The sequence below is a fragment of the Ornithinibacillus gellani genome, from assembly GCF_003730295.1.
Taxonomy (GTDB): domain Bacteria; phylum Bacillota; class Bacilli; order Bacillales; family Amphibacillaceae; genus Ornithinibacillus_A; species Ornithinibacillus_A gellani.
The window spans coordinates 194,229-213,175 of sequence record NZ_QTSZ01000037.1 but is presented as its reverse complement, the minus strand read 5'-3'; the positions used below and the strand labels follow the sequence as shown (position 1 = coordinate 213,175).

Here is an 18,947-nt window from a genome sequence, read left to right as displayed (position 1 = left end):
TGAACTAACGCACTTGAATTATTTTTTCCACATTCTTTATTATATGGTCTCGTGACGTTTAAATCAAAGAATTTAATAGTGGTTTACTATTTTATATAAAAAATTGTAACATGTTTATCTATTTCTGGATTGCAAACTGCAGGGTGGATGGTTTAGAGTAGTACAAGCAAATAGATTCTTTGAGAATAGCAACTGGTAAAATAGTTGTTCCATCCTGTTTATCCATATTTTGCTTTCAATATCTCATTATTACGTACTTTTTTGTTCGTTTTTCGCTATTGACAAAATAACTATTTTTTGCTTTAACACAATATATAGTGTTATTTTTTATTTTTTAACACAATATATTGTCTTTCATTGTTTTATTTGATATGTTAATTGTACATTGAATTTTACTTGTTAAAGGAGAGCGATTCCATGTCGACAATTGTCAAAAATACATCCAACTTAAATGTGGACATGTTAAACAAAGACATTGCACTATTTCCTCAAGTGCATCCCATCACAGAAAATATGCATCTTACCCATAAAGGGGTATCCAGGCTGGTAATGCTAGATCGCTATGCTTTTAAAGATACTGAAAAAAAGACCCTGAAAGAAGGGGACTTTGTTGTTTTGACTGTAAAATCAGATCCCAAATTCCCTGCACGAGGCTTGGGTTTTGTCAAATCGGTGGACTGGAAAAATAAACAAGCTGCAATAGAAGTCGAGCCTGAGTTTGCCTCCGTTCTAGATGAAGATGAAATGGAAACCAGAATTGTGAAAAGAAGTTTAGATGCAATTGACAAGCCATTAGAAGTTTTTTATGAGCAGATTGCCAAGAGAAACGCAACCGGACTTTCTCGTGTTGAATTAAGCCCTGAAAAGCAACAAGAATGGTTCCATCAATTTGAAGAAGAACTTGCAAACTTAAATTTCATACCAGCAGGACGTGTTCTATATGGTGCTGGTGCTGATACAGATGTTACCTATTTTAATTGTTATGTTATGCCTTTTATTAAAGATTCCCGAGGTGGCATATCAGATCATCGGAAGCAAGTCATGGAAATTATGAGTCGTGGTGGTGGTGTTGGTACGAACGGTTCTACTTTACGACCACGTAATACTTTAGCACGCGGAGTCAATGGGAAATCATCTGGTTCTGTATCATGGTTAGATGACATCGCGAAATTAACACATCTTGTAGAGCAAGGTGGTTCACGACGCGGTGCACAAATGATTATGCTAGTGGATTCTCATCCGGATATTATTGAATTTATTATCTCGAAAATGCAAAACCCTCGAATATTACGATATTTAATTGAAAATACAACGGATGAACAAATTAAACAATTAGCGCAAGAAAAACTAAAATTTACACCATTAACAGAAACAGAAATAGATTTATATCAAGGGATATTAAATTATCGCTCTATGCCAGGTCTTGGAGGCTTTACAGAAAATGCGATAAAAGAGGCTGCAGAAAAACTACATACAGGCGGAAGATATGATGTGCATAATCCGGAGTTCTTAACTGGGGCAAATATTTCCGTTTGTTTAACAAAGGAATTTATGGAAGCAGTGGAGAATGATGATGACTACGAGCTACGTTTTCCGGATGTAGAAAACTACACAGAAGCAGAAATGCAGGCTTATAATGAAAATTGGCATCATATTGGAGATGTTAGAAAATGGGAAGAAATGGGCTATGGCGTACGGGTTTATCGTCGGATTAAGGCTTCAGAGCTGTGGAATTTAATTAATATATGTGCCACATATTCTGCTGAACCGGGAATATTCTTTATTGATAATGCGAATGATATGACGAATGCAAAAGCTTATGGTGATCAAGTAGTTGCTACCAATCCTTGTGGTGAACAACCTTTAGCACCATACTCTGTTTGTAATTTGGCAGCAGTAAATTTAGCTGAAATGGCAGATAAGGAAACAAAAACTGTTAATTTTGAAAAACTGATACAAACCGTTCAAACAGGCGTGCGTATGCAGGATAATGTTATTGATGCAACACCATATTTCCTGGATGAAAATAAAAAACAGGCATTAGGAGAGCGAAGAGTAGGACTTGGAGTGATGGGTCTGCATGATTTACTCATCTATTGCGAAACTGAATATGGTTCTGTTGAAGGAAATAAACTAGTAGATAAGATTTTTGAAACAATTGCAACGACAGCATATCGTTCATCTATTGAACTAGCTAAGGAAAAAGGTAGTTTTCCATTTCTAATTGGTGATACAGAAGAAGATACACAGGCATTACGGGAAGCTTTTATTCATACTGGTTATATGAAAAAAATGCCAGAGGATATCCGTGAAGGTGTGTTGGCTCATGGTATTCGTAACTCCCACTTATTAACGGTTGCCCCAACGGGCAGTACGGGTACAATGGTTGGAGTTAGTACTGGGCTTGAACCTTATTTTTCCTTCTCTTATTATAGAAGTGGCCGTTTGGGTAAATTTATTGAAGTGAAGGCTGATATCGTTCAAGAATATTTAGATGCGAACCCAGATCAAGATGCAAACCATTTGCCAAGCTGGTTTGTTACGGCGATGGACCTTGCACCTGAAGCACATGCTGATACACAATGTGTCATTCAACGCTGGGTAGACAGCTCTATATCCAAAACGGTAAATGCACCACGTGGCTATACAGTTGGACAAGTAGAAAATGTATATAAACGCTTATACAATGGAGGTGCTAAGGGAGGTACCGTCTATGTGGATGGTAGCCGTGATTCCCAAGTATTAACATTAAAGGCGGAAGAGAATACGTTTGGTGAACAAACAGAATTATTTGAGGATGAAAAGCCTAAAGTTGTCCTCATGGAAACAATCCATGAATTGGAACATACAAATGTGACAATTGGCTCAGAAGTTGGCGATACCTGCCCGGTTTGCCGTAAAGGGAATGTAGAAGATATTGGTGGCTGTAACACATGTGTAAGCTGTGGAGCACAGTTAAAATGTGGGCTGTAAAGATTATAGACGAATGTGATTGATGCCATAGGACGAGCAAATGATATAGAAGTGTACATCTTCTATTATCATTTGCTCGTTTTTTATTCTTTTTTACATGATTTGATTAGAGAGAAGTCGTGCTTTTATTCAAAAACTTGTTATACAAGCATAATTAAGGTATTCTCAATATAGAAACAATGTTGCCTAAGATAAAAACTATTTCAATTTAAGGGGAGATTGCATCGTGCCTACACCTAGTATGGAAGATTATATTGAACAAATTTACAACTTAATTGAAACAAAAGGCTATGCTCGTGTATCCGATATCGCGGAAGAGCTAATGGTTCACCCATCTTCAGTTACAAAAATGGTGCAGAAATTAGATAAGGACAACTTTGTAAACTACGAGAAATATCGGGGCTTTGTGTTAACTGAAAAAGGCAAAAAAGTTGGCGAGAAACTTGTGTTTCGTCATGAATTATTAGAGCAGTTTTTAGAAATTATCGGCGTAAAGGATGAAAATATTTATGATGATGTAGAAGGAATTGAACATCATCTTAGTTGGAATTCAATCGACCGAATAGGTGATTTAGTACGATACTTTCAAGAAGACGAACAGCGTGTAGAAGCTTTAAGAGCAGTACAAAGGAAAACAGAATCGATATAAGCACGTCTCCTGTTCTAATCGAAGTGCACTTTGCTTACATATATATAAATGAGTAAAGGAGCATTTTGATGAAAATTGACTGCGTTTTTTCCGGTGGCGGTGTGAAAGCATACGCATTTTTAGGTGCTTTGGAAAGTATTGAGCAAAAAGAACTGTCGATCCAGAGGACAGCAGGCACATCAGCGGGCTCTATTTTAGCTGCATTTTTAGCTGCAGGCTATACATCAACGGAAATTCGCAAGCTAATGGACTCATTAGACTTAAGCCTATTTTTAGACCCACCAAAACTAACTACTTTAATCCCTGGTAGTAAGTGGTTTTTTCTGTACTTTCAAATGGGAATTTATAAAGGGAATCGATTCGAAAACTGGTTGCATACACAACTAGCTAATAAGAATGTACATACTTTCAGCGATTTGAAGGAGCAAGCATTACGTGTTGTCGTGAGTGATTTGACATTGGGGAAACTTGTTGTTATACCAGATGATCTAAAAGATATCTATGGCATTGATCCAGCACATTTCCCAGTCTCAAAAGCAGTTAGGATGAGTGCTGGATTTCCATATTTTTTTATGCCAAAGAAAATGCCTGGAAAAGTAAATATGAAAAGCATTATCGTGGATGGTGGTCTTCTAAGTAATTTTCCTTTATGGTTATTTAAAAATGATAAAGGAGACATGAAAAGACCAGTTCTAGGTGTGCAATTAAGTGAGTCCATTGAGTTACAGAAACCTCGTAAAATAAGCAATGCTCAAAATATGCTCCATGCATTATTCTCCACTATGAAACAAGCACATGATACGCGATATATCTCCAAGTCAAATGAAGATAATATTATATTCATACCCGTAAAATCCATTCATGCAACAGACTTTAATATAGATGATGCTACAAAGCAGAGCTTGATAGTCCAAGGAAAATCAAGTGCAGCAGTTTTTTTAAAGCATTGGCCAAATGGTAATTAAGGTTGACAATTTTTAATAACACGTTAGATGGAATCACGTTTTTTTCGTTTTGATTTATTTCCATCAATGACTCGCAAATGGTCGGGTCTTTTTTTTGTTTTTGTACGAATTTTCGTTAAAGAATGTTTTTTTTGATGCGGTGTCTTAGTGCTAACCGAGGTATGTTGCTTGTATTTTTGCTTGGATTGGCGAACAGCTTGCTTATATTTCTTCATTTCATTGGAAGGCAGACGACGTTTGATCACAAAGAAATACACAAGTGCGAAAATAACAGCCCCAACCACAAGCATCAGTAGTATATTTGAAATAAATTTAATCGGATTGGTAAACAGACTTGATACGACACCAACGATTGCTAAAGCAATGACGATGTAAATAAATATGGAGAACTTATTCCGCAATGTCATCCCTCCTTTACTATAAAATACGTTACTATCTATTTAATTGTATACCACCAATGATAACTATTTATTCCAGAAATCGTTCATCCAACGGTTTTTCAATCATTTTAGGCTTACCAAGTTTAAGGTAAAACTTCAATCAGTAGTGGTCTTACAGCTGGTTACGCTGTGATAAATATGCCATCTTCGTCCAAATGGAAGGATATATATCTATTCTACTAAAAAGAATTAGAAAAAACTATCGGTTGTTCACATACTTTGTAATATCTGGTTTGTTTTGGGCAAGCTGGAGATACTAAAAAAGAGGTGATAAAGATGGTGGAAAAGACACAAAACCAAGAGGAAACGATAACTGGCAGTATTATATTAAGACGTGCCCTACAAACCGGTTTTATTGGGGGAGTTTTTTGGGGTCTGATGGGAAAAGTCATGCATTATTTTAACTTTACTGAAATCTCAGCAAAGGCTTATGTACTTCATTCTTGGACGAGAAGTACGTGGACATTTCGATGGTATTCGGAAATCATTGTATTACTCATAATTGGCGTTCTATCTATGGTTGTTGCTATACTTTATTATGCTGTATTAAAAAAAGTAAACAGCCTGTGGGTCGGAATGATTTATGGTGGTATATTGTGGGCGTTGATTATGTTGGTTGTCACACCATTTTACACAATGATTCCTAACTTGAAGGAATTAGAATTAAAAACGATTATATCTACGCTTTCACTATTCTCCTTATACGGTTTATTTATTGGCTATTCGGTATCTTATGATTATGCGATGTTTCAGAAGTATAATCTTCAAAATAAGGGAGATGAACCGTCAGAATATACGATATAATTATAATAAACAAGACATTGATTGGTAAAAACGTTATTCAAATAGGCTTGTTTATGATAAACTAGAATCGTCAAAATAATAATACGATGAAGGATGATCTAGTGCATGAAAAAGCTGCTTTTGCTGAATGGCCCTAATATCAATTTACTCGGGAAACGAGAACCAGACGTTTATGGATCAGATACACTGCAAACGATTGAAAGTATTGTATCGAAGGCGGCTGGAGAAAATGGTTTTGAAGTAGATTGTTTTCAGTCGAATCATGAGGGAGAGCTGATTGATCAGCTTCATGAAGCTGATGGCAAGTATTTTGGTGTTATTTTTAACCCGGCAGCTTATACACATACAAGTATTGCGTTGCATGATGCGATTAAAGCCATTGATGTTCCTGTTATAGAGGTTCATATTTCAAATATTTACCAGCGGGAAGTGTTTCGACATCAATCGATGACAGCACCTGCATGTATTGGACAAATTTCTGGATTTGGGATACAGGGCTATCTGTTAGCCGTGCTAGCATTTGTAAACCAAAAAGAAAGTTGAGCAGCCCTAATCGTAAACATAGAGAAAGGAATGGATGAGATGGAGAAACTGACAAAATTAAGGAAGTTGCTGGAAAAATTAGACTTAGATGCCTTATTAATAACGAGTAGCTACAACAGAAGGTATATGACAGGATTCACGGGAACAGCTGGTGTTGCAATCATTAGTCATCATGATGCTAAATTTATCACAGATTTTCGTTACACTGCGCAAGCTAATGAGCAAGCACCTAATTTTCAAATTGTAGAACATAAAAAACAGATAGAGCTGGAAATTGCTGATCAGCTTAAACAAATGAAAGTAAAACGAGTTGGCTTTGAAAAAAACAAGCTTACATATGCTGCTTATCAATTGTACGAGGAAACACTAGGAGTAGAATTAGTCCCAACAGGTGATGAAGTTGAAAAATTAAGATTGATTAAAACACCAGAAGAATTAGAAATCATGAAGCAAGCAGCAAAGATTGCGGACGACGCATATGTGCATATTCAAGGTTTTATCAAGCCTGGTGTAAAGGAATTGGACGTGTCTAATGAATTAGAGTTCTTTATGCGTAAACAGGGAGCAACTTCATCAAGTTTTGACATCATTGTTGCATCTGGTCTTCGTTCCGCACTACCGCATGGTGTAGCATCAACAAAGGAAATTAAACATGGAGAATTGGTAACACTGGATTATGGTGCGCTTTACAATGGTTATTGTTCTGATATAACGCGTACACTTGCCGTTGGTGAGATTAATAGTGAATTACAAGATATTTATAATACTGTACTTGAGGCTCAACTTCGTGGTGTTGCAGGGCTTAAGCCAGGTGTGACTGGTAAAGAAGCAGATGCCCTAACAAGAGATTACATCACAGAAAAGGGCTATGGAGACTACTTTGGACATTCAACCGGACATGGTCTTGGTATGGAAGTGCATGAGGCCCCAAGCCTATCCTTCCGATCAGAAACAAAGCTTGAGCCAGGCATGGTAGTAACAGTAGAACCAGGTATCTATATCCCTGATGTTGGCGGCTGCAGAATTGAAGATGATTTAGTTATCACAGAAAACGGCAGCGAAAGATTAACACATGCAAATAAGGAATTAATTCAGCTATAATACATTCATGAGAGAACAGGAGGTTATTGAATGATTTCGGTTAATGATTTTAAAACTGGTTTAACAATTGAACTGGATAACGATGTATGGCAAGTAATTGATTTTCAACATGTGAAACCAGGAAAAGGTGCAGCGTTTGTACGCTCTAAGTTACGTAATTTAAAAAACGGTAACATTCAGGAAAAAACATTTCGTGCAGGTGAAAAAGTAAGTAGAGCACATGTTGAACATAAAAAAATGCAATATTTATATGCGTCTGGAGATACACATGCATTTATGGATACAAGCTCTTATGAACAAATTGAATTACAAGCAAATCAAATTGAATATGAGCTTAAATATATAAAAGAAAACATGGAAGTTTCTATTATGACCTATAATAGCGAAATCCTTGGTATTGATCTTCCAAAAAACGTGGAGCTTGAGGTTACAGAAACAGAACCTGGAATAAAAGGAGATACTGTAAGCGGTGGATCCAAATCTGCGAAACTGGAAACAGGCCTCGTTGTTCAGGTACCTTTGTTTATTAATAATGGAGAAACACTTGTCATTAGCACAACAGATGGAAAATATGTTTCCAGAGCTTAATAGATGAATATCCGGCAGCAGTACAACTAATTTTGTATTGCTGCTTTTTTAATGACGATATAATTAATTTTTCACCGAAAAATAGAACAAGACATCTTCCATTTAACCAACTGGGTATTCGAATAAAGTATGAAAACTTTACTTTATTCGAATACCTTTTATTTTGTGTAAAAACGTTACATCAGCTTAATTCCCTTTGAAACAAATTGGAATAAAGCATAAGGATGTCACGTTTCGATTAACAGATACAAACAATTATTTTTCCTCATATGATCTACGTCATCCATACAAAAACTGCTTGTGCAAACCAGACATATTTATCACATATGGACATACATTTACTATAAAGCTGTTTAAAGGTGTGAATAAATATGAAAGAAATTATCTATTTATTTCCTGAACCTATTCGTTCCATTATTGATACGCATATTGCTTCGAATTGGCATATGTTACAAGAAATCCGGATTCGCATCCATCAGCCGATAGAATTCGTCTATGATCATAAGTCAGAATGGTTGGAGCGAGTCGTTATAACCAAAACAGAAATTACTCATATCATTAATCAAATAAGTGAATTCTCTCTCTATCGTTTAGAAGATGAATTAAGAGAAGGATATATTACAATCGAGGGTGGTCATCGGGTTGGACTTGCTGGGAAAGTAAATACAGAAAGCGGCACTGTGAAGGCACTACAGCACATTACATTCTTAAATATTCGCATTGCAAAACAAACAATTGGCGCCGCATCTGAAATCATTCCCTATTTATTTGAAAATGGATATTCCCATACATTAATTGTTGGTCCTCCACAGACTGGCAAAACGACAATCATACGTGATTTATCTCGGCTCATTAGTTCCGGATGGGGTGGAAGAGATGCTTGTAAAGTGGGAATTATTGACGAACGTTCAGAAATTGGCGCATCTATTAAAGGAATACCTCAGCATGATCTTGGGAGACGAACGGATATTCTGGATGCTTGTCCAAAAGCAGACGGAATGATGATGATGATTCGTTCAATGTCGCCGGAGATATTAATTGTTGATGAGATAGGTAGCGAGAAGGATGTACATGCATTATTGGAAGCCGTTCATGCAGGTGTAATTGTTATTTGTACAGTACATGGGAATGCACTTCATGATTTGGAGGGACGCCCTTCATTGAAGCCACTGTTTAAACAGAAGATCTTTAAACGGATTATCGTATTGGAAAGACATCATGAACCAGGAACAATAAAACATATTTATAATCGCCGTGGAATAGATATTTTTCATCGGACTGGTCAATTAAGATGAAATGGTTTGGTGCGCTGCTACTAATTTCCGTAACGACCTGGATGGGAATGGAATGGAGTCAACAGCTAAATAAACGACCTAAACATATCCGCCATATGAAAAGTGCTCTGCAAATATTAGAATCCGAGATGCTTTATAGTCAGCTTACGATACAAGATGCTTTTTTACTTATCGCAAAACAGGTACCAGAGCCTACTAAATTATTATTCGATATGGTCGCAAGAGAATTAGATACAAGGGAAGCGGATTTTGTAACTATATGGGAATCATGTGTGAAAAAATATGCGCATCACGCTAGTCTCGGTAAAAATGAACTGGAAATCCTAAATCAGTTTGGTAAAACTTTGGGACAACATGACTTGCGGCAGCAGCAAAAATTTATCCGTCTCACTGTTACACATCTAGACAGGGAGCTGGAGGATGCGATTGATGATGTGAATCGTTACGGTAAAATGGCGAAAACATTAGGTCTTCTAAGCGGTTTATTTATTGCCTTATTGCTCTTATAGGAAGGAAGGAACAAGGCTATGCTCACAGATGCTTCCATCTTATTTCAGATTGCTGGAATAGGAATAATTGTTGCGTTAATTCATACTATTTTAAAACAAATGGGAAAAGAAGAAATCGCTCAATTCGCCACATTAGTTGGCTTCATCATCGTATTAATTATTGTGGTGAATAGTCTTTCCGATTTATTCCAGCAAATTAAATCTGTATTTTTGTTTCAAGGATAAATCGATGGATATCATTCAAATTGTGTTACTAGGTCTCATTGGAAGTATATTGTTTCTTCTTATTAAGGACATGCATGCTACTTTCGCTTTTTTCATCATGCTACTAACAGGAATCACAATCTTTATAATCGTTATACAACAAATCGGGGTAATTTTTCAGTTGCTGGATACGTTGGGAAAGAAAGCGCATATTGATGGTATTTACATAGCAACCATATTTAGAATTATCGGGATTGCGTACATCACAGAGCTTGGTGCTAATGTAACGAAAGATGCAGGTCTGTCATCAGTTGCTTCTAAAATTGAGCTAGCAGGTAAGGTGTTTATTTTAATATTAGCTATCCCAATTATCTCTTCTGTCGTAGAAGCTATTCTAAGCTTTCTTCCAGCTACTTGAAGGATCCGTTCGAAAGGAGCATATCGTTGCAAAACATGATGAAAGGGCTCATTTTTGCTGGTTGCATGCTCATTATCTTTGGACAGGCTGAAATTGTCCTGGCAGCGGAAGGAAATTTACCATCAGAAGAATTATTAGAAGACGTTTCTTTGGACGGCATCGAACAATATTGGCAGGGGCTCGTCAATAATTATGGCGATTATTTAGCGGAATTAAACAAATCGAGTATTTATGAGCTTGTTCAAGGAAAAGGCGGTTTTTCTTTCAAGAATATGCTGCTTAGTATCCTCGAATATTTCTTTCAAGAAATGATTATTAATGGAAAATTACTTTCCATGCTTATTTTATTAACTTTGTTTTCCGTTTTTCTTCAGACAATGCATACGGCGTTTGAAGAGGGATCTGTAAGTAAGATTGCCTATTTTATTGTCTATGCCGTACTTTTATTAATTGCACTTAATAGTTTTTATAGTGGCGTCTCCTATATTACAGATACGGTACGTACAATGAGCAGTTTTATGATTGCATTGATTCCACTCATTCTGGGATTGCTAGCTTCCTTCGGTAATTTAGTTGCTGTATCATTTTTTCATCCAATTATTATCTTTTTGATTAATGCAAGTGGATTGGTCGTTTCATCGTTCATATTACCACTATTATCTTTGGCTGCTATTTTGCTCATTGTTAGTACTTTAAATAAGAATCATCAAGTGACCCAGCTTGCCAGTCTGTTAACCACCATTGGAATGGGAACATTAGGATTGTTTCTTACCATCTTCCTAGGAGTAATGTCTGTGCAAGGTGCAGCAAGTGCCATTCAAGATGGAATAGCAATGAAAACAGCTAAGTTCGTCGCAGGTAATTTCATTCCTATTATAGGTCGTACCTTAACGGATGCTGCGGATACCATTCTTAGCGCTTCCCTGTTATTAAAAAATGGCATAGGAATTGTTGGTGTTGGGATTATCGTGCTCATCGTACTTTTTCCAGCATTAAAAATTGCTGCAATAGCAATAACATATAAATTAGCAGCTGCAATTTTACAACCAATAGCAGACGGACCAGTTATCCAGTCTCTCCAAACAATCAGTAAATATATGATGTATATGTTAGCGTGTCTACTAGCTGTTTCTTTCATGTTCTTTCTCGCTATTACCATCATAGTAATCGCCAGTAATATCACAATTATGCTGCGCTAGGATGATGCTCATGCAATATTTAATCGATTGGATTACCCAAATCATCATTTTTCTACTGTTGGCTGCAGTAGTAGATCTGCTCATACCCAAAAACGCATTAAAAAAGTATGTCCAATTTGTCATTGGTTTTATCTTGATCCTCATATTTTTAAAGCCGGTGTTTTTTATCTTCAACTTTAATGCTGCAACAGATTTAAAAACAGCATTTGAGACTGAACTAGAGCAATTAGAGGACGATACCAATACAGATTTTTTAATTGAAAAACAAAAAAAAGATATAGAATCTGTTCAGAATGCATATATTTTAGAACAGATGGCTGTCCAACTAAAAGGGATAGCACAAGAACCACTTGCAAATGAGTTTCAAGCAGAAATAAAAGCAATTGACTATGAATTCTCTGTAGATAACGAGTTAACCTATGAAAATTTGGAGAGGTTACTTGTTTACGTAGGGAAAAGCGGCCATGGGGAGGGAATGATTCATGAAATAGAACAAGTACAAATCCAAGCAAATGAAACCACAGAGCATCAGGATAATCCTGCAGTTGTTCAAATGGAACAATTACTGCTGGACGTATGGGAAATAGAAGATAAGGAAGTCACCGTTATATGGGAAGGAGGGACATCGTGATAAAAAAACTGCTTTCCTTGTTTCAATGGAAGGACCTCAATGGAAAACGTTCCAAGAAAGTAAATTACATGCTGATTATTGGATTAGTCGGGATTCTTTTGCTAATCGTAAGCAATATTTTCGGGGACCAAACGAAGAACAAAGAGAATCACATCGGCATACAAACAGAGCAAACGGCAAGCAAGAAACAGTCTCATAATCAAGATAGTACTGCAAATGTAGGAGAACTAGAAGCAAGTTATAAAAAAGATTTGGAGTCCATGCTAGAACGTATCGAAGGAATTTCTGAAGTAGAAGTCATGGTAAATCTGGAAGCCACAAATCAAAAAGTATATGAAAAGAACCTCATTGCAGGCAAGCAGTTTACAGATGAAAATGATAAAAATGGTGGCACAAGACAAATCGAGGAGCACACCGAGGAAACACAAGTCGTAACGATTAGACAAGGGGACAAGGAAACACCATTACTCATTCAAACTAAAAAACCTGAGGTAAGGGGAGTGCTAATTGTAGCAAAAGGGGTAGACAAGGCCACTCGAAAGCAATGGGTGGTAGAAGCAGTTACAAGGGTACTCGGTGTTCCATCACATAGAGTTTCTGTAATGTCCAAAAATTGAGGAGGTAAATGAATGTTAAAAAAGCAAACTGTTTGGTTACTAACCATGCTTAGTTTAATGATTGTGTTGAGTGCATATTATATGTTATCCGATAAAAATGATGATCTTGCCTACTTGGATCAAGATAAAGAAACAAGTCAAGACAGTCAAACAAATGCAGATGGAAATGATGAAGCAATGGCAAACAACACAATTAGTACCTCAGGTGATGAAGTATTTGCATCCATTCGTATGGGCATTCAAGATAAAAGGGGTATGAAAAAAGATCGATTAAAGGAAACAATTGCATCCAGCACGGCTACGGCTGAAGAAAAAAATGAAGCAAAAAATGAAATAGATGAAATAAATGAACTGGACGCAAAAGAAGGGATTTTAGAAGATACAATCCTAGCAAATGCGTCCTATCAAGATGTGCTTGTTCGCCACGAGGGAGACAAAGTCCACGTACATGTTATGGTTGATTCACTTTCTGCTGAAGAAGCAGCAAATATTATGCAATTGGTTCATGATGAGTTTGGGGAAATAACAGTGGATGTAAATTTTCAAAAGACGGAAGGATAATATGGCAATAAAATTATAACGGTACAGCTCTAGTAGCTGTACCGTTATAATTTTTCTAAAAATACGATAAAATAAAAGCATTCGCATACTAACAACATCATTGATATAATAGAAACAAACATTAACTTACGCGATGACGCAATGACTTAATAAAATTTGTTGCCGATTACAGGGTATGTATCGTAAAATATGAAGAGGTGTTATTAGTACCTAATCATAAATATTGTAAAATTTGATGAAGGAGTGCCAAACATTATGCTGAAAGTACAAGAAATACGTGAAATAATAAAATTAATTGATGAATCTTCCATTCATGAATTTACTTATGAGACAGATGGTTCTAAAATTGAAATGAAAAAGATTGGGGAAACATTAGCAGTACAAGCTGCTCCACAAGTAGTTGCACCAGCAATTACACCAGTACAAGAAAACGTAGCAGAAATTACCAATGAACATACGAACGATAAAGCTGCTAAAGAGAGTGTGACTGTAACAGAACAGTCTGCTGAAAAGACATCTGCCAGCGATTATGACTACGAAATTGTTTCACCAATGGTAGGTACTTTTTACAGCTCTCCAAATCCTGAAAGTGATGCATACGTTAAAGTCGGCAGTAAGGTAGATCCTGATACAGTAGTTTGTATTGTTGAAGCGATGAAGCTCTTCAACGAGATTGAAGCTGAAAAATCAGGAGAGATTGTTGAAGTGCTAGCGGACAATGGGGAGCTAGTAGAATACGGACAACCATTATTCCGAGTAAAGACAAAGTAAGGAGATGTAGTCATTGATTAACAAACTGCTCGTAGCTAATAGAGGTGAAATTGCAGTACGTATTATCCGAGCCTGTAAAGAGCTGGGTATAGAAACGGTTGCAGTTTACTCTGAAGCAGATAAAGAGTCCCTACACGTGCAACTGGCTGATGAAGCGTACTGTATTGGACCGAAAGCAAGTAAGGACAGCTATTTAAATATCACCAATATTATGAGTGTCGCTACATTAACAAATTCAGATGCCATTCACCCTGGTTATGGATTCTTGGCCGAAAATGCCGATTTTGCTGAGATTTGTAAGGAGTGCAATGTTATTTTTATCGGCCCGAATGCAGAATCAATCCAAAAAATGGGTATAAAAGATATTGCAAGGGAAACAATGAAACAAGCGAATGTTCCAATTGTACCTGGATCTGAAGGGATTATTGAAGGTGAAGCAGACGCAATCGAAATTGCTAATGATATTGGCTATCCGGTAATAATTAAAGCTACTGCTGGTGGTGGTGGGCGTGGAATTCGGGTCGCTCGAAATGAAAAAGAATTAATAAGCGGCATTCAAATTACACAAAAAGAGGCAGAAACCGCGTTCGGTAACCCTGGCGTATATATTGAAAAATTCATTGAAGATTTTCGTCATGTGGAAATCCAAGTTTTGGCAGATCAACATGGCAATATCGTTCACGTAGGAGAAAGAGATTGTTCAATCCAGCGTCGATTACAAAAGCTTGTAGAAGAAACCCCTTCTCCTGCCATTACTCCTGAAATTCGAAAGAAAATGGGAGAAGCTTCAGTAAAGGCTGCTGCTGCAGTTAATTATGTTGGGGCTGGAACCATCGAATTTATTTTTGATCGCACCACAAATGATTTTTATTTTATGGAAATGAATACAAGGATTCAAGTAGAGCATCCAGTTACAGAAATGGTTACTGGTATTGATTTAATCAAAGAACAAATTAAAATTGCAAACAACGAACCACTTTCTTTTAAGCAAGAAGATATTCAATTTGATGGCTGGGCAATCGAATGTCGTATTAATGCAGAAAATCCATTTCGAAACTTTATGCCGTCACCTGGAAAAATTGACATGTATCTTGCACCAGGCGGCTATGGAGTACGTGTTGATTCAGCTGCCTATCCTGGTTATTCCATTCCGCCGTATTACGATTCAATGATTGCAAAGTTAATTACGTATGGGAAAACGCGTGATGAAGCAGTGAAGCGTATGAAGCGGGCATTGGATGAATTTGTTGTAGAAGGTATACACACAACCATTCCATTCCATCAGTTGATCATGGAAAACGATGTATTTGTAAAAGGTGATTTTAATACAAATTTTCTCGAAGAAAATCAAATCGATCAACCTAATTCTTAATCACAGATTATGGAAGGAGAGAGTTGAATGAATGAGCAATCATTGCTGGATGTAAGTGATGACGTGAGCTTAGGTAAAGTTGAAATAGCACCAGAAGTAATCGAAGTAATTACTGGTCTTGCTACTTTAGAGGTAAAAGGACTTGCTTCAATGCGAGGGAATTTTGCTACCGGTGTCGCGGAGAAGCTTGGTAAAAAGTCACATGGCAAAGGGGTTAAAGTAGAATTAACCGATAGTGGTATTCTCATTGATTTATTTGTCGTACTTCATTTCGGTGTTTCCATTCCAGAGGTTGCACAAAAAGTTCAAACAAATATTCGTCAAACGATTAAAAATATGACTGGGCTAGAAATATCCGAAATCAATGTTCATGTAGTGGGTATCCAGATGGACAAAGAAGAACAAGAAAATCAAGCATAATTTAATTAGCCTAAACGAAAGGAGACCAACGAATTCTTTGGTCTCTTTTTAATTGCATTGTGAAAAGTATATTTCGTCATCATTATTAAAGTGAATAAGCTAAGATAGATATTGGCTATAAATACAATAAAACAAATGAAATATAAAGAATTTCGATGTACGGTGAGATTGTAGCATTGCATGGTTAATCGTGTTATTATTTGATGTAGATATTGATTAAAGGAGAATGGAAAGATGAAAAGGCATGCAGCAAGAGAGAAGGCATTTCAGCTATTATTTCAAATAGATATGAATGAGATTGTTCCCAAAGAGGCGATTGAAGAATTTTTGGAAGCTGAGGGCGCGGATCCTTTCTTGCGTTCACTAGTAGAAGGTGTAGTAACGAATAAAGAAAATATCGATAAAACAATTTCTGACAACCTTGAAAATTGGACCATCCAACGTATTGCTTCCGTTGAAAAAACCGTGATACGAATCGCAGTATATGAAATAAACTATTTAGAGGATATACCTACAAGTGTATCCATTAATGAAGCAATTGAATTAGCCAATAAATATGGGGATGTTAAATCTGGTAAATTTGTGAATGGTGTACTTTCAAAAATAATATCAGCTTCTTAACAAATGACAGTGGTTCAGATCCATCATGACAGTACATGCCTTAATACAGTAGAAGGGGAGATGTTTGTATGACTGCAGAAATTATTAGCGGCAAGGAATTGGCACAAGAATTAAGAGAAAACATGAAGCATGAGGCGAAAGCACTAAATCAAGCGGGTGTTTCACCTCATTTAACCGTTATACTCGTTGGAAACAATCCAGCTTCCAGATCCTATGTGAGTGGTAAGCAAAAAGCATCTAAAGAAATAGGAATTGAATCAGAGGTAATTGAACTACCTGAAACGGTGTCTGAAGATGCTTTACTGGACCAAATCGTAAAGTTAAATACCAATCAGAGAGTCCACGGCATATTGGTGCAATTACCTTTGCCGGATCATATCGATGAGCAAAAAGTAATTGAAGCGATAGATCCTGCAAAAGATGTTGATGGATTCCATCCTATTAGTATTGGTAAAATGATGATTGGAGAGGATACATTTTTACCATGTACACCTTATGGAATAGTTACCATGCTGAAATCAAAGCAGATACCGATTGCTGGACAGCACGTTGTTGTCATCGGCAGAAGTAACATTGTTGGAAAACCAGTTGGACAACTATTACTAAATGAACATGCAACAGTTACATATTGCCATTCAAAAACAAAGAATTTAAAAGACATTACAAAACAAGCAGATATTCTAATTGTTGCGGTAGGTCGTGAGCATTTTATAAATGGAGACTATATAAAACAGGGTGCAGCTGTTATCGATGTTGGTGTTAACCGGACGGCTGCAGGGAAACTAACGGGTGATGTTGATTTTGACAGTGCCAAGGAAATTGCATCTTATATCACACCAGTTCCTGGCGGTGTTGGACCAATGACGATCACAATGCTTTTACAAAACACGATTCAAGCTGCAAAGGAGAGCATAAAGCAGTGAGCAAATCGTATTTAACGGTAACCGCTCTAACGAAATATTTAAAACGGAAGCTTGATACAGATACGCATTTACGGACTGTTTGGCTTAAAGGTGAAATATCTAATTTTAAACATCACAGTAGAGGTCATATGTATATGACCATTAAGGATGAACAAGCACGAATCCAAGCCGTTATGTTTGCAGGTAGTAACCGTTTTTTGAAGTTTGTTCCCGAAAATGGCATGCATGTGCTTGTTCGAGGAGAAGTGAGCATTTTTGAAGCAGCTGGTCAATATCAGCTCTATATACAAGTGATGGAACCTGATGGTGTAGGGGCGCTCTATCTGGCCTTTGAACAGTTAAAAGAGAAATTACACAAAAAAGGGTACTTTGAGCCACGATACAAACAGAGTTTACCTGCATACCCAACCCATGTTGGGGTAATTACTTCTCCAACCGGGGCCGCTGTTAGAGATATCGTTTCTACCATACAAAGGCGGTTCCCAATTGTACGTATAACAATCTTCCCTGTGCTAGTACAAGGACCAAAGGCAGCAGCATCCATAGCTGCGGCTATAGAAAAAGCAAATACTTTACATACTTGTGACGTATTAATCGTTGGACGTGGTGGGGGATCTATTGAAGAACTTTGGAGTTTCAATGAGGAAATCGTTGCGGAAAGCATCTTTCAATCAGAGATACCTATTATTTCAGCAGTAGGCCATGAAACCGATACAACTATAAGCGATTTCACAGCTGATGTTCGTGCAGCAACCCCAACTGGTGCAGCAGAAATTGCGGTACCGTCTTTAATAGAATTAAAAGATAAGTTGTCAGCATGTACAAAAACACTTTCACAACATATGTCTTATATTTTACGCCAACATCAACAAACGTTAGAACAGTTTAAGCAGGCCTATGCATTTCGATATCCTGCACAACTTATCCGTCAAAAAGAGCAGGAACTTGATCGTTTGACGGATCAGCTGCACCGTGTAATGGAAATCCGAATCCAACATAAGCAAAATATACTCCATCAACTACAGCATCGATTACGTAATCAACATCCAAACAGACAAATTAAGCAAGCGGCTTCTGTTTTAAAACCGTTACAGTTGAGAAATAACCAAGCGATGGAACGTATATTAGAACGAAAAACCAATCAATTTTCATCCTTCATTGACAAGTTAACAATATTAAACCCGCTTGATACAATGAAAAGAGGCTTTGCAATACCCTACCAGTCTGACGGAAACCTTCTAAAGTCCGTTAAAGAAGTGAATCGTAAAGATCAGATAGTATTAAAAATACTGGATGGGGAATTGGACTGCTTGATACAGGATTTGCGAGAGGAGAAAGAATGA

At 37.0% G+C, this 18,947-nt stretch carries 22 protein-coding genes; 21 read left to right on the top strand and 1 reads right to left on the bottom strand.

The window, feature by feature from the left end:
• Positions 1–417: 417 nt before the first annotated feature.
• The 3 genes from DX933_RS11440 to DX933_RS11430 all read left to right on the top strand — a co-directional run bounded on the left by DX933_RS11440 (position 418) and on the right by DX933_RS11430 (position 4,587).
• Positions 418–2,973 carry a vitamin B12-dependent ribonucleotide reductase gene (locus DX933_RS11440; RefSeq protein ID WP_123316565.1) on the top strand — a complete coding sequence of 852 codons (2,556 nt, stop codon included), beginning with the start codon at positions 418–420 and terminating at the stop codon, positions 2,971–2,973.
• Between the two features lie 226 nt (positions 2,974–3,199).
• Positions 3,200–3,622 carry a transcriptional regulator MntR gene (gene mntR, locus DX933_RS11435; protein WP_123316564.1) on the top strand — a complete coding sequence of 141 codons (423 nt, stop codon included), beginning with the start codon at positions 3,200–3,202 and terminating at the stop codon, positions 3,620–3,622.
• 68 nt (positions 3,623–3,690) lie between these two features.
• Positions 3,691–4,587, top strand: a complete 897-nt coding sequence (locus DX933_RS11430) for a patatin-like phospholipase family protein (protein ID WP_123316563.1) — start codon at positions 3,691–3,693, stop codon at positions 4,585–4,587.
• A gap of 23 nt (positions 4,588–4,610) precedes the next feature.
• On the opposite strand, the gene DX933_RS11425 is transcribed toward DX933_RS11430, so the two are convergent.
• Positions 4,611–4,988: a UbiA family prenyltransferase gene (locus tag DX933_RS11425; protein ID WP_223805950.1), complete on the bottom strand. Its 378-nt coding sequence runs from the start codon at positions 4,986–4,988 to the stop codon at positions 4,611–4,613.
• Positions 4,989–5,303: 315 nt separating this feature from the next.
• Between DX933_RS11425 and DX933_RS11420 the strand changes: the two genes are divergently transcribed.
• The 18 genes from DX933_RS11420 (at position 5,304) to xseA (ending at position 18,947) form a co-directional block, all read left to right on the top strand.
• A complete protein-coding gene (locus DX933_RS11420) occupies positions 5,304–5,831 on the top strand; it encodes a YqhR family membrane protein (RefSeq protein ID WP_123316561.1) in 528 nt (175 codons plus the stop codon).
• A 105-nt stretch (positions 5,832–5,936) separates the two neighbouring features.
• Positions 5,937–6,374, top strand: a complete 438-nt coding sequence (gene aroQ, locus DX933_RS11415; protein WP_123316560.1) for a type II 3-dehydroquinate dehydratase — start codon at positions 5,937–5,939, stop codon at positions 6,372–6,374.
• Positions 6,375–6,413: 39 nt separating this feature from the next.
• Positions 6,414–7,475, top strand: coding sequence for a M24 family metallopeptidase (locus tag DX933_RS11410; RefSeq protein ID WP_123316559.1), 1,062 nt, complete (start codon positions 6,414–6,416; stop codon positions 7,473–7,475).
• A 30-nt stretch (positions 7,476–7,505) separates the two neighbouring features.
• Complete coding sequence (efp, locus tag DX933_RS11405) at positions 7,506–8,063, top strand: elongation factor P (protein WP_123316558.1); 558 nt, start codon at positions 7,506–7,508, stop codon at positions 8,061–8,063.
• A gap of 371 nt (positions 8,064–8,434) precedes the next feature.
• Entirely contained in the window at positions 8,435–9,358 is a 924-nt protein-coding gene (gene spoIIIAA, locus DX933_RS11400) for a stage III sporulation protein AA (protein ID WP_123316557.1), read from the top strand.
• Positions 9,355–9,867, top strand: coding sequence for a stage III sporulation protein SpoIIIAB (gene spoIIIAB, locus DX933_RS11395; protein WP_123316556.1), 513 nt, complete (start codon positions 9,355–9,357; stop codon positions 9,865–9,867). The genes spoIIIAA and spoIIIAB overlap by 4 nt, the downstream gene beginning before the upstream one ends.
• An 18-nt stretch (positions 9,868–9,885) precedes the next feature.
• Positions 9,886–10,092 (top strand): stage III sporulation protein AC, encoded by a 207-nt coding sequence (gene spoIIIAC / locus DX933_RS11390; protein ID WP_123316555.1) that lies wholly within the window; start codon positions 9,886–9,888, stop codon positions 10,090–10,092.
• Positions 10,093–10,096: 4 nt separating this feature from the next.
• A complete protein-coding gene (gene spoIIIAD / locus DX933_RS11385; RefSeq protein WP_123316554.1) occupies positions 10,097–10,489 on the top strand; it encodes a stage III sporulation protein AD in 393 nt (130 codons plus the stop codon).
• A gap of 35 nt (positions 10,490–10,524) precedes the next feature.
• Entirely contained in the window at positions 10,525–11,688 is a 1,164-nt protein-coding gene (gene spoIIIAE / locus DX933_RS11380) for a stage III sporulation protein AE (RefSeq protein WP_123316739.1), read from the top strand.
• Positions 11,689–11,698: 10 nt separating this feature from the next.
• Positions 11,699–12,319, top strand: a complete 621-nt coding sequence (gene spoIIIAF / locus DX933_RS11375; RefSeq protein WP_123316553.1) for a stage III sporulation protein AF — start codon at positions 11,699–11,701, stop codon at positions 12,317–12,319.
• Complete coding sequence (gene spoIIIAG / locus DX933_RS11370) at positions 12,316–12,936, top strand: stage III sporulation protein AG (RefSeq protein ID WP_317843094.1); 621 nt, start codon at positions 12,316–12,318, stop codon at positions 12,934–12,936. The genes spoIIIAF and spoIIIAG overlap by 4 nt, the downstream gene beginning before the upstream one ends.
• Before the next feature lie 12 nt (positions 12,937–12,948).
• Positions 12,949–13,497: a SpoIIIAH-like family protein gene (locus tag DX933_RS11365; RefSeq protein ID WP_123316551.1), complete on the top strand. Its 549-nt coding sequence runs from the start codon at positions 12,949–12,951 to the stop codon at positions 13,495–13,497.
• A 255-nt stretch (positions 13,498–13,752) separates the two neighbouring features.
• Positions 13,753–14,268: an acetyl-CoA carboxylase biotin carboxyl carrier protein gene (gene accB, locus DX933_RS11360; RefSeq protein WP_123316550.1), complete on the top strand. Its 516-nt coding sequence runs from the start codon at positions 13,753–13,755 to the stop codon at positions 14,266–14,268.
• Between the two features lie 13 nt (positions 14,269–14,281).
• Positions 14,282–15,640 carry an acetyl-CoA carboxylase biotin carboxylase subunit gene (accC, locus tag DX933_RS11355; RefSeq protein WP_123316549.1) on the top strand — a complete coding sequence of 453 codons (1,359 nt, stop codon included), beginning with the start codon at positions 14,282–14,284 and terminating at the stop codon, positions 15,638–15,640.
• Between the two features lie 27 nt (positions 15,641–15,667).
• Entirely contained in the window at positions 15,668–16,060 is a 393-nt protein-coding gene (locus DX933_RS11350) for an Asp23/Gls24 family envelope stress response protein (protein ID WP_123316548.1), read from the top strand.
• Positions 16,061–16,294: 234 nt separating this feature from the next.
• Positions 16,295–16,681, top strand: coding sequence for a transcription antitermination factor NusB (nusB, locus tag DX933_RS11345; protein WP_123316547.1), 387 nt, complete (start codon positions 16,295–16,297; stop codon positions 16,679–16,681).
• 68 nt (positions 16,682–16,749) lie between these two features.
• A complete protein-coding gene (folD, locus tag DX933_RS11340; protein ID WP_123316546.1) occupies positions 16,750–17,604 on the top strand; it encodes a bifunctional methylenetetrahydrofolate dehydrogenase/methenyltetrahydrofolate cyclohydrolase FolD in 855 nt (284 codons plus the stop codon).
• Entirely contained in the window at positions 17,601–18,947 is a 1,347-nt protein-coding gene (xseA, locus tag DX933_RS11335) for an exodeoxyribonuclease VII large subunit (RefSeq protein WP_123316545.1), read from the top strand. The genes folD and xseA overlap by 4 nt, the downstream gene beginning before the upstream one ends.

What these genes read in the sequence shown, in the direction of transcription:
- DX933_RS11440 (WP_123316565.1), top strand. Translation starts at nt 418, where the DNA reads ATGTCGACAATTGTCAAAAATACATCCAACTTAAATGTGGACATGTTA.
- DX933_RS11430 (WP_123316563.1), top strand. Translation starts at nt 3,691, where the DNA reads ATGAAAATTGACTGCGTTTTTTCCGGTGGCGGTGTGAAAGCATACGCA.
- DX933_RS11420 (WP_123316561.1), top strand. Translation starts at nt 5,304, where the DNA reads ATGGTGGAAAAGACACAAAACCAAGAGGAAACGATAACTGGCAGTATT.
- aroQ (WP_123316560.1), top strand. Translation starts at nt 5,937, where the DNA reads ATGAAAAAGCTGCTTTTGCTGAATGGCCCTAATATCAATTTACTCGGG.
- DX933_RS11410 (WP_123316559.1), top strand. Translation starts at nt 6,414, where the DNA reads ATGGAGAAACTGACAAAATTAAGGAAGTTGCTGGAAAAATTAGACTTA.
- efp (WP_123316558.1), top strand. Translation starts at nt 7,506, where the DNA reads ATGATTTCGGTTAATGATTTTAAAACTGGTTTAACAATTGAACTGGAT.
- spoIIIAA (WP_123316557.1), top strand. Translation starts at nt 8,435, where the DNA reads ATGAAAGAAATTATCTATTTATTTCCTGAACCTATTCGTTCCATTATT.
- spoIIIAB (WP_123316556.1), top strand. Translation starts at nt 9,355, where the DNA reads ATGAAATGGTTTGGTGCGCTGCTACTAATTTCCGTAACGACCTGGATG.
- spoIIIAC (WP_123316555.1), top strand. Translation starts at nt 9,886, where the DNA reads ATGCTCACAGATGCTTCCATCTTATTTCAGATTGCTGGAATAGGAATA.
- spoIIIAD (WP_123316554.1), top strand. Translation starts at nt 10,097, where the DNA reads ATGGATATCATTCAAATTGTGTTACTAGGTCTCATTGGAAGTATATTG.
- spoIIIAE (WP_123316739.1), top strand. Translation starts at nt 10,525, where the DNA reads ATGATGAAAGGGCTCATTTTTGCTGGTTGCATGCTCATTATCTTTGGA.
- spoIIIAF (WP_123316553.1), top strand. Translation starts at nt 11,699, where the DNA reads ATGCAATATTTAATCGATTGGATTACCCAAATCATCATTTTTCTACTG.
- DX933_RS11365 (WP_123316551.1), top strand. Translation starts at nt 12,949, where the DNA reads ATGTTAAAAAAGCAAACTGTTTGGTTACTAACCATGCTTAGTTTAATG.
- accB (WP_123316550.1), top strand. Translation starts at nt 13,753, where the DNA reads ATGCTGAAAGTACAAGAAATACGTGAAATAATAAAATTAATTGATGAA.
- DX933_RS11350 (WP_123316548.1), top strand. Translation starts at nt 15,668, where the DNA reads ATGAATGAGCAATCATTGCTGGATGTAAGTGATGACGTGAGCTTAGGT.
- nusB (WP_123316547.1), top strand. Translation starts at nt 16,295, where the DNA reads ATGAAAAGGCATGCAGCAAGAGAGAAGGCATTTCAGCTATTATTTCAA.
- folD (WP_123316546.1), top strand. Translation starts at nt 16,750, where the DNA reads ATGACTGCAGAAATTATTAGCGGCAAGGAATTGGCACAAGAATTAAGA.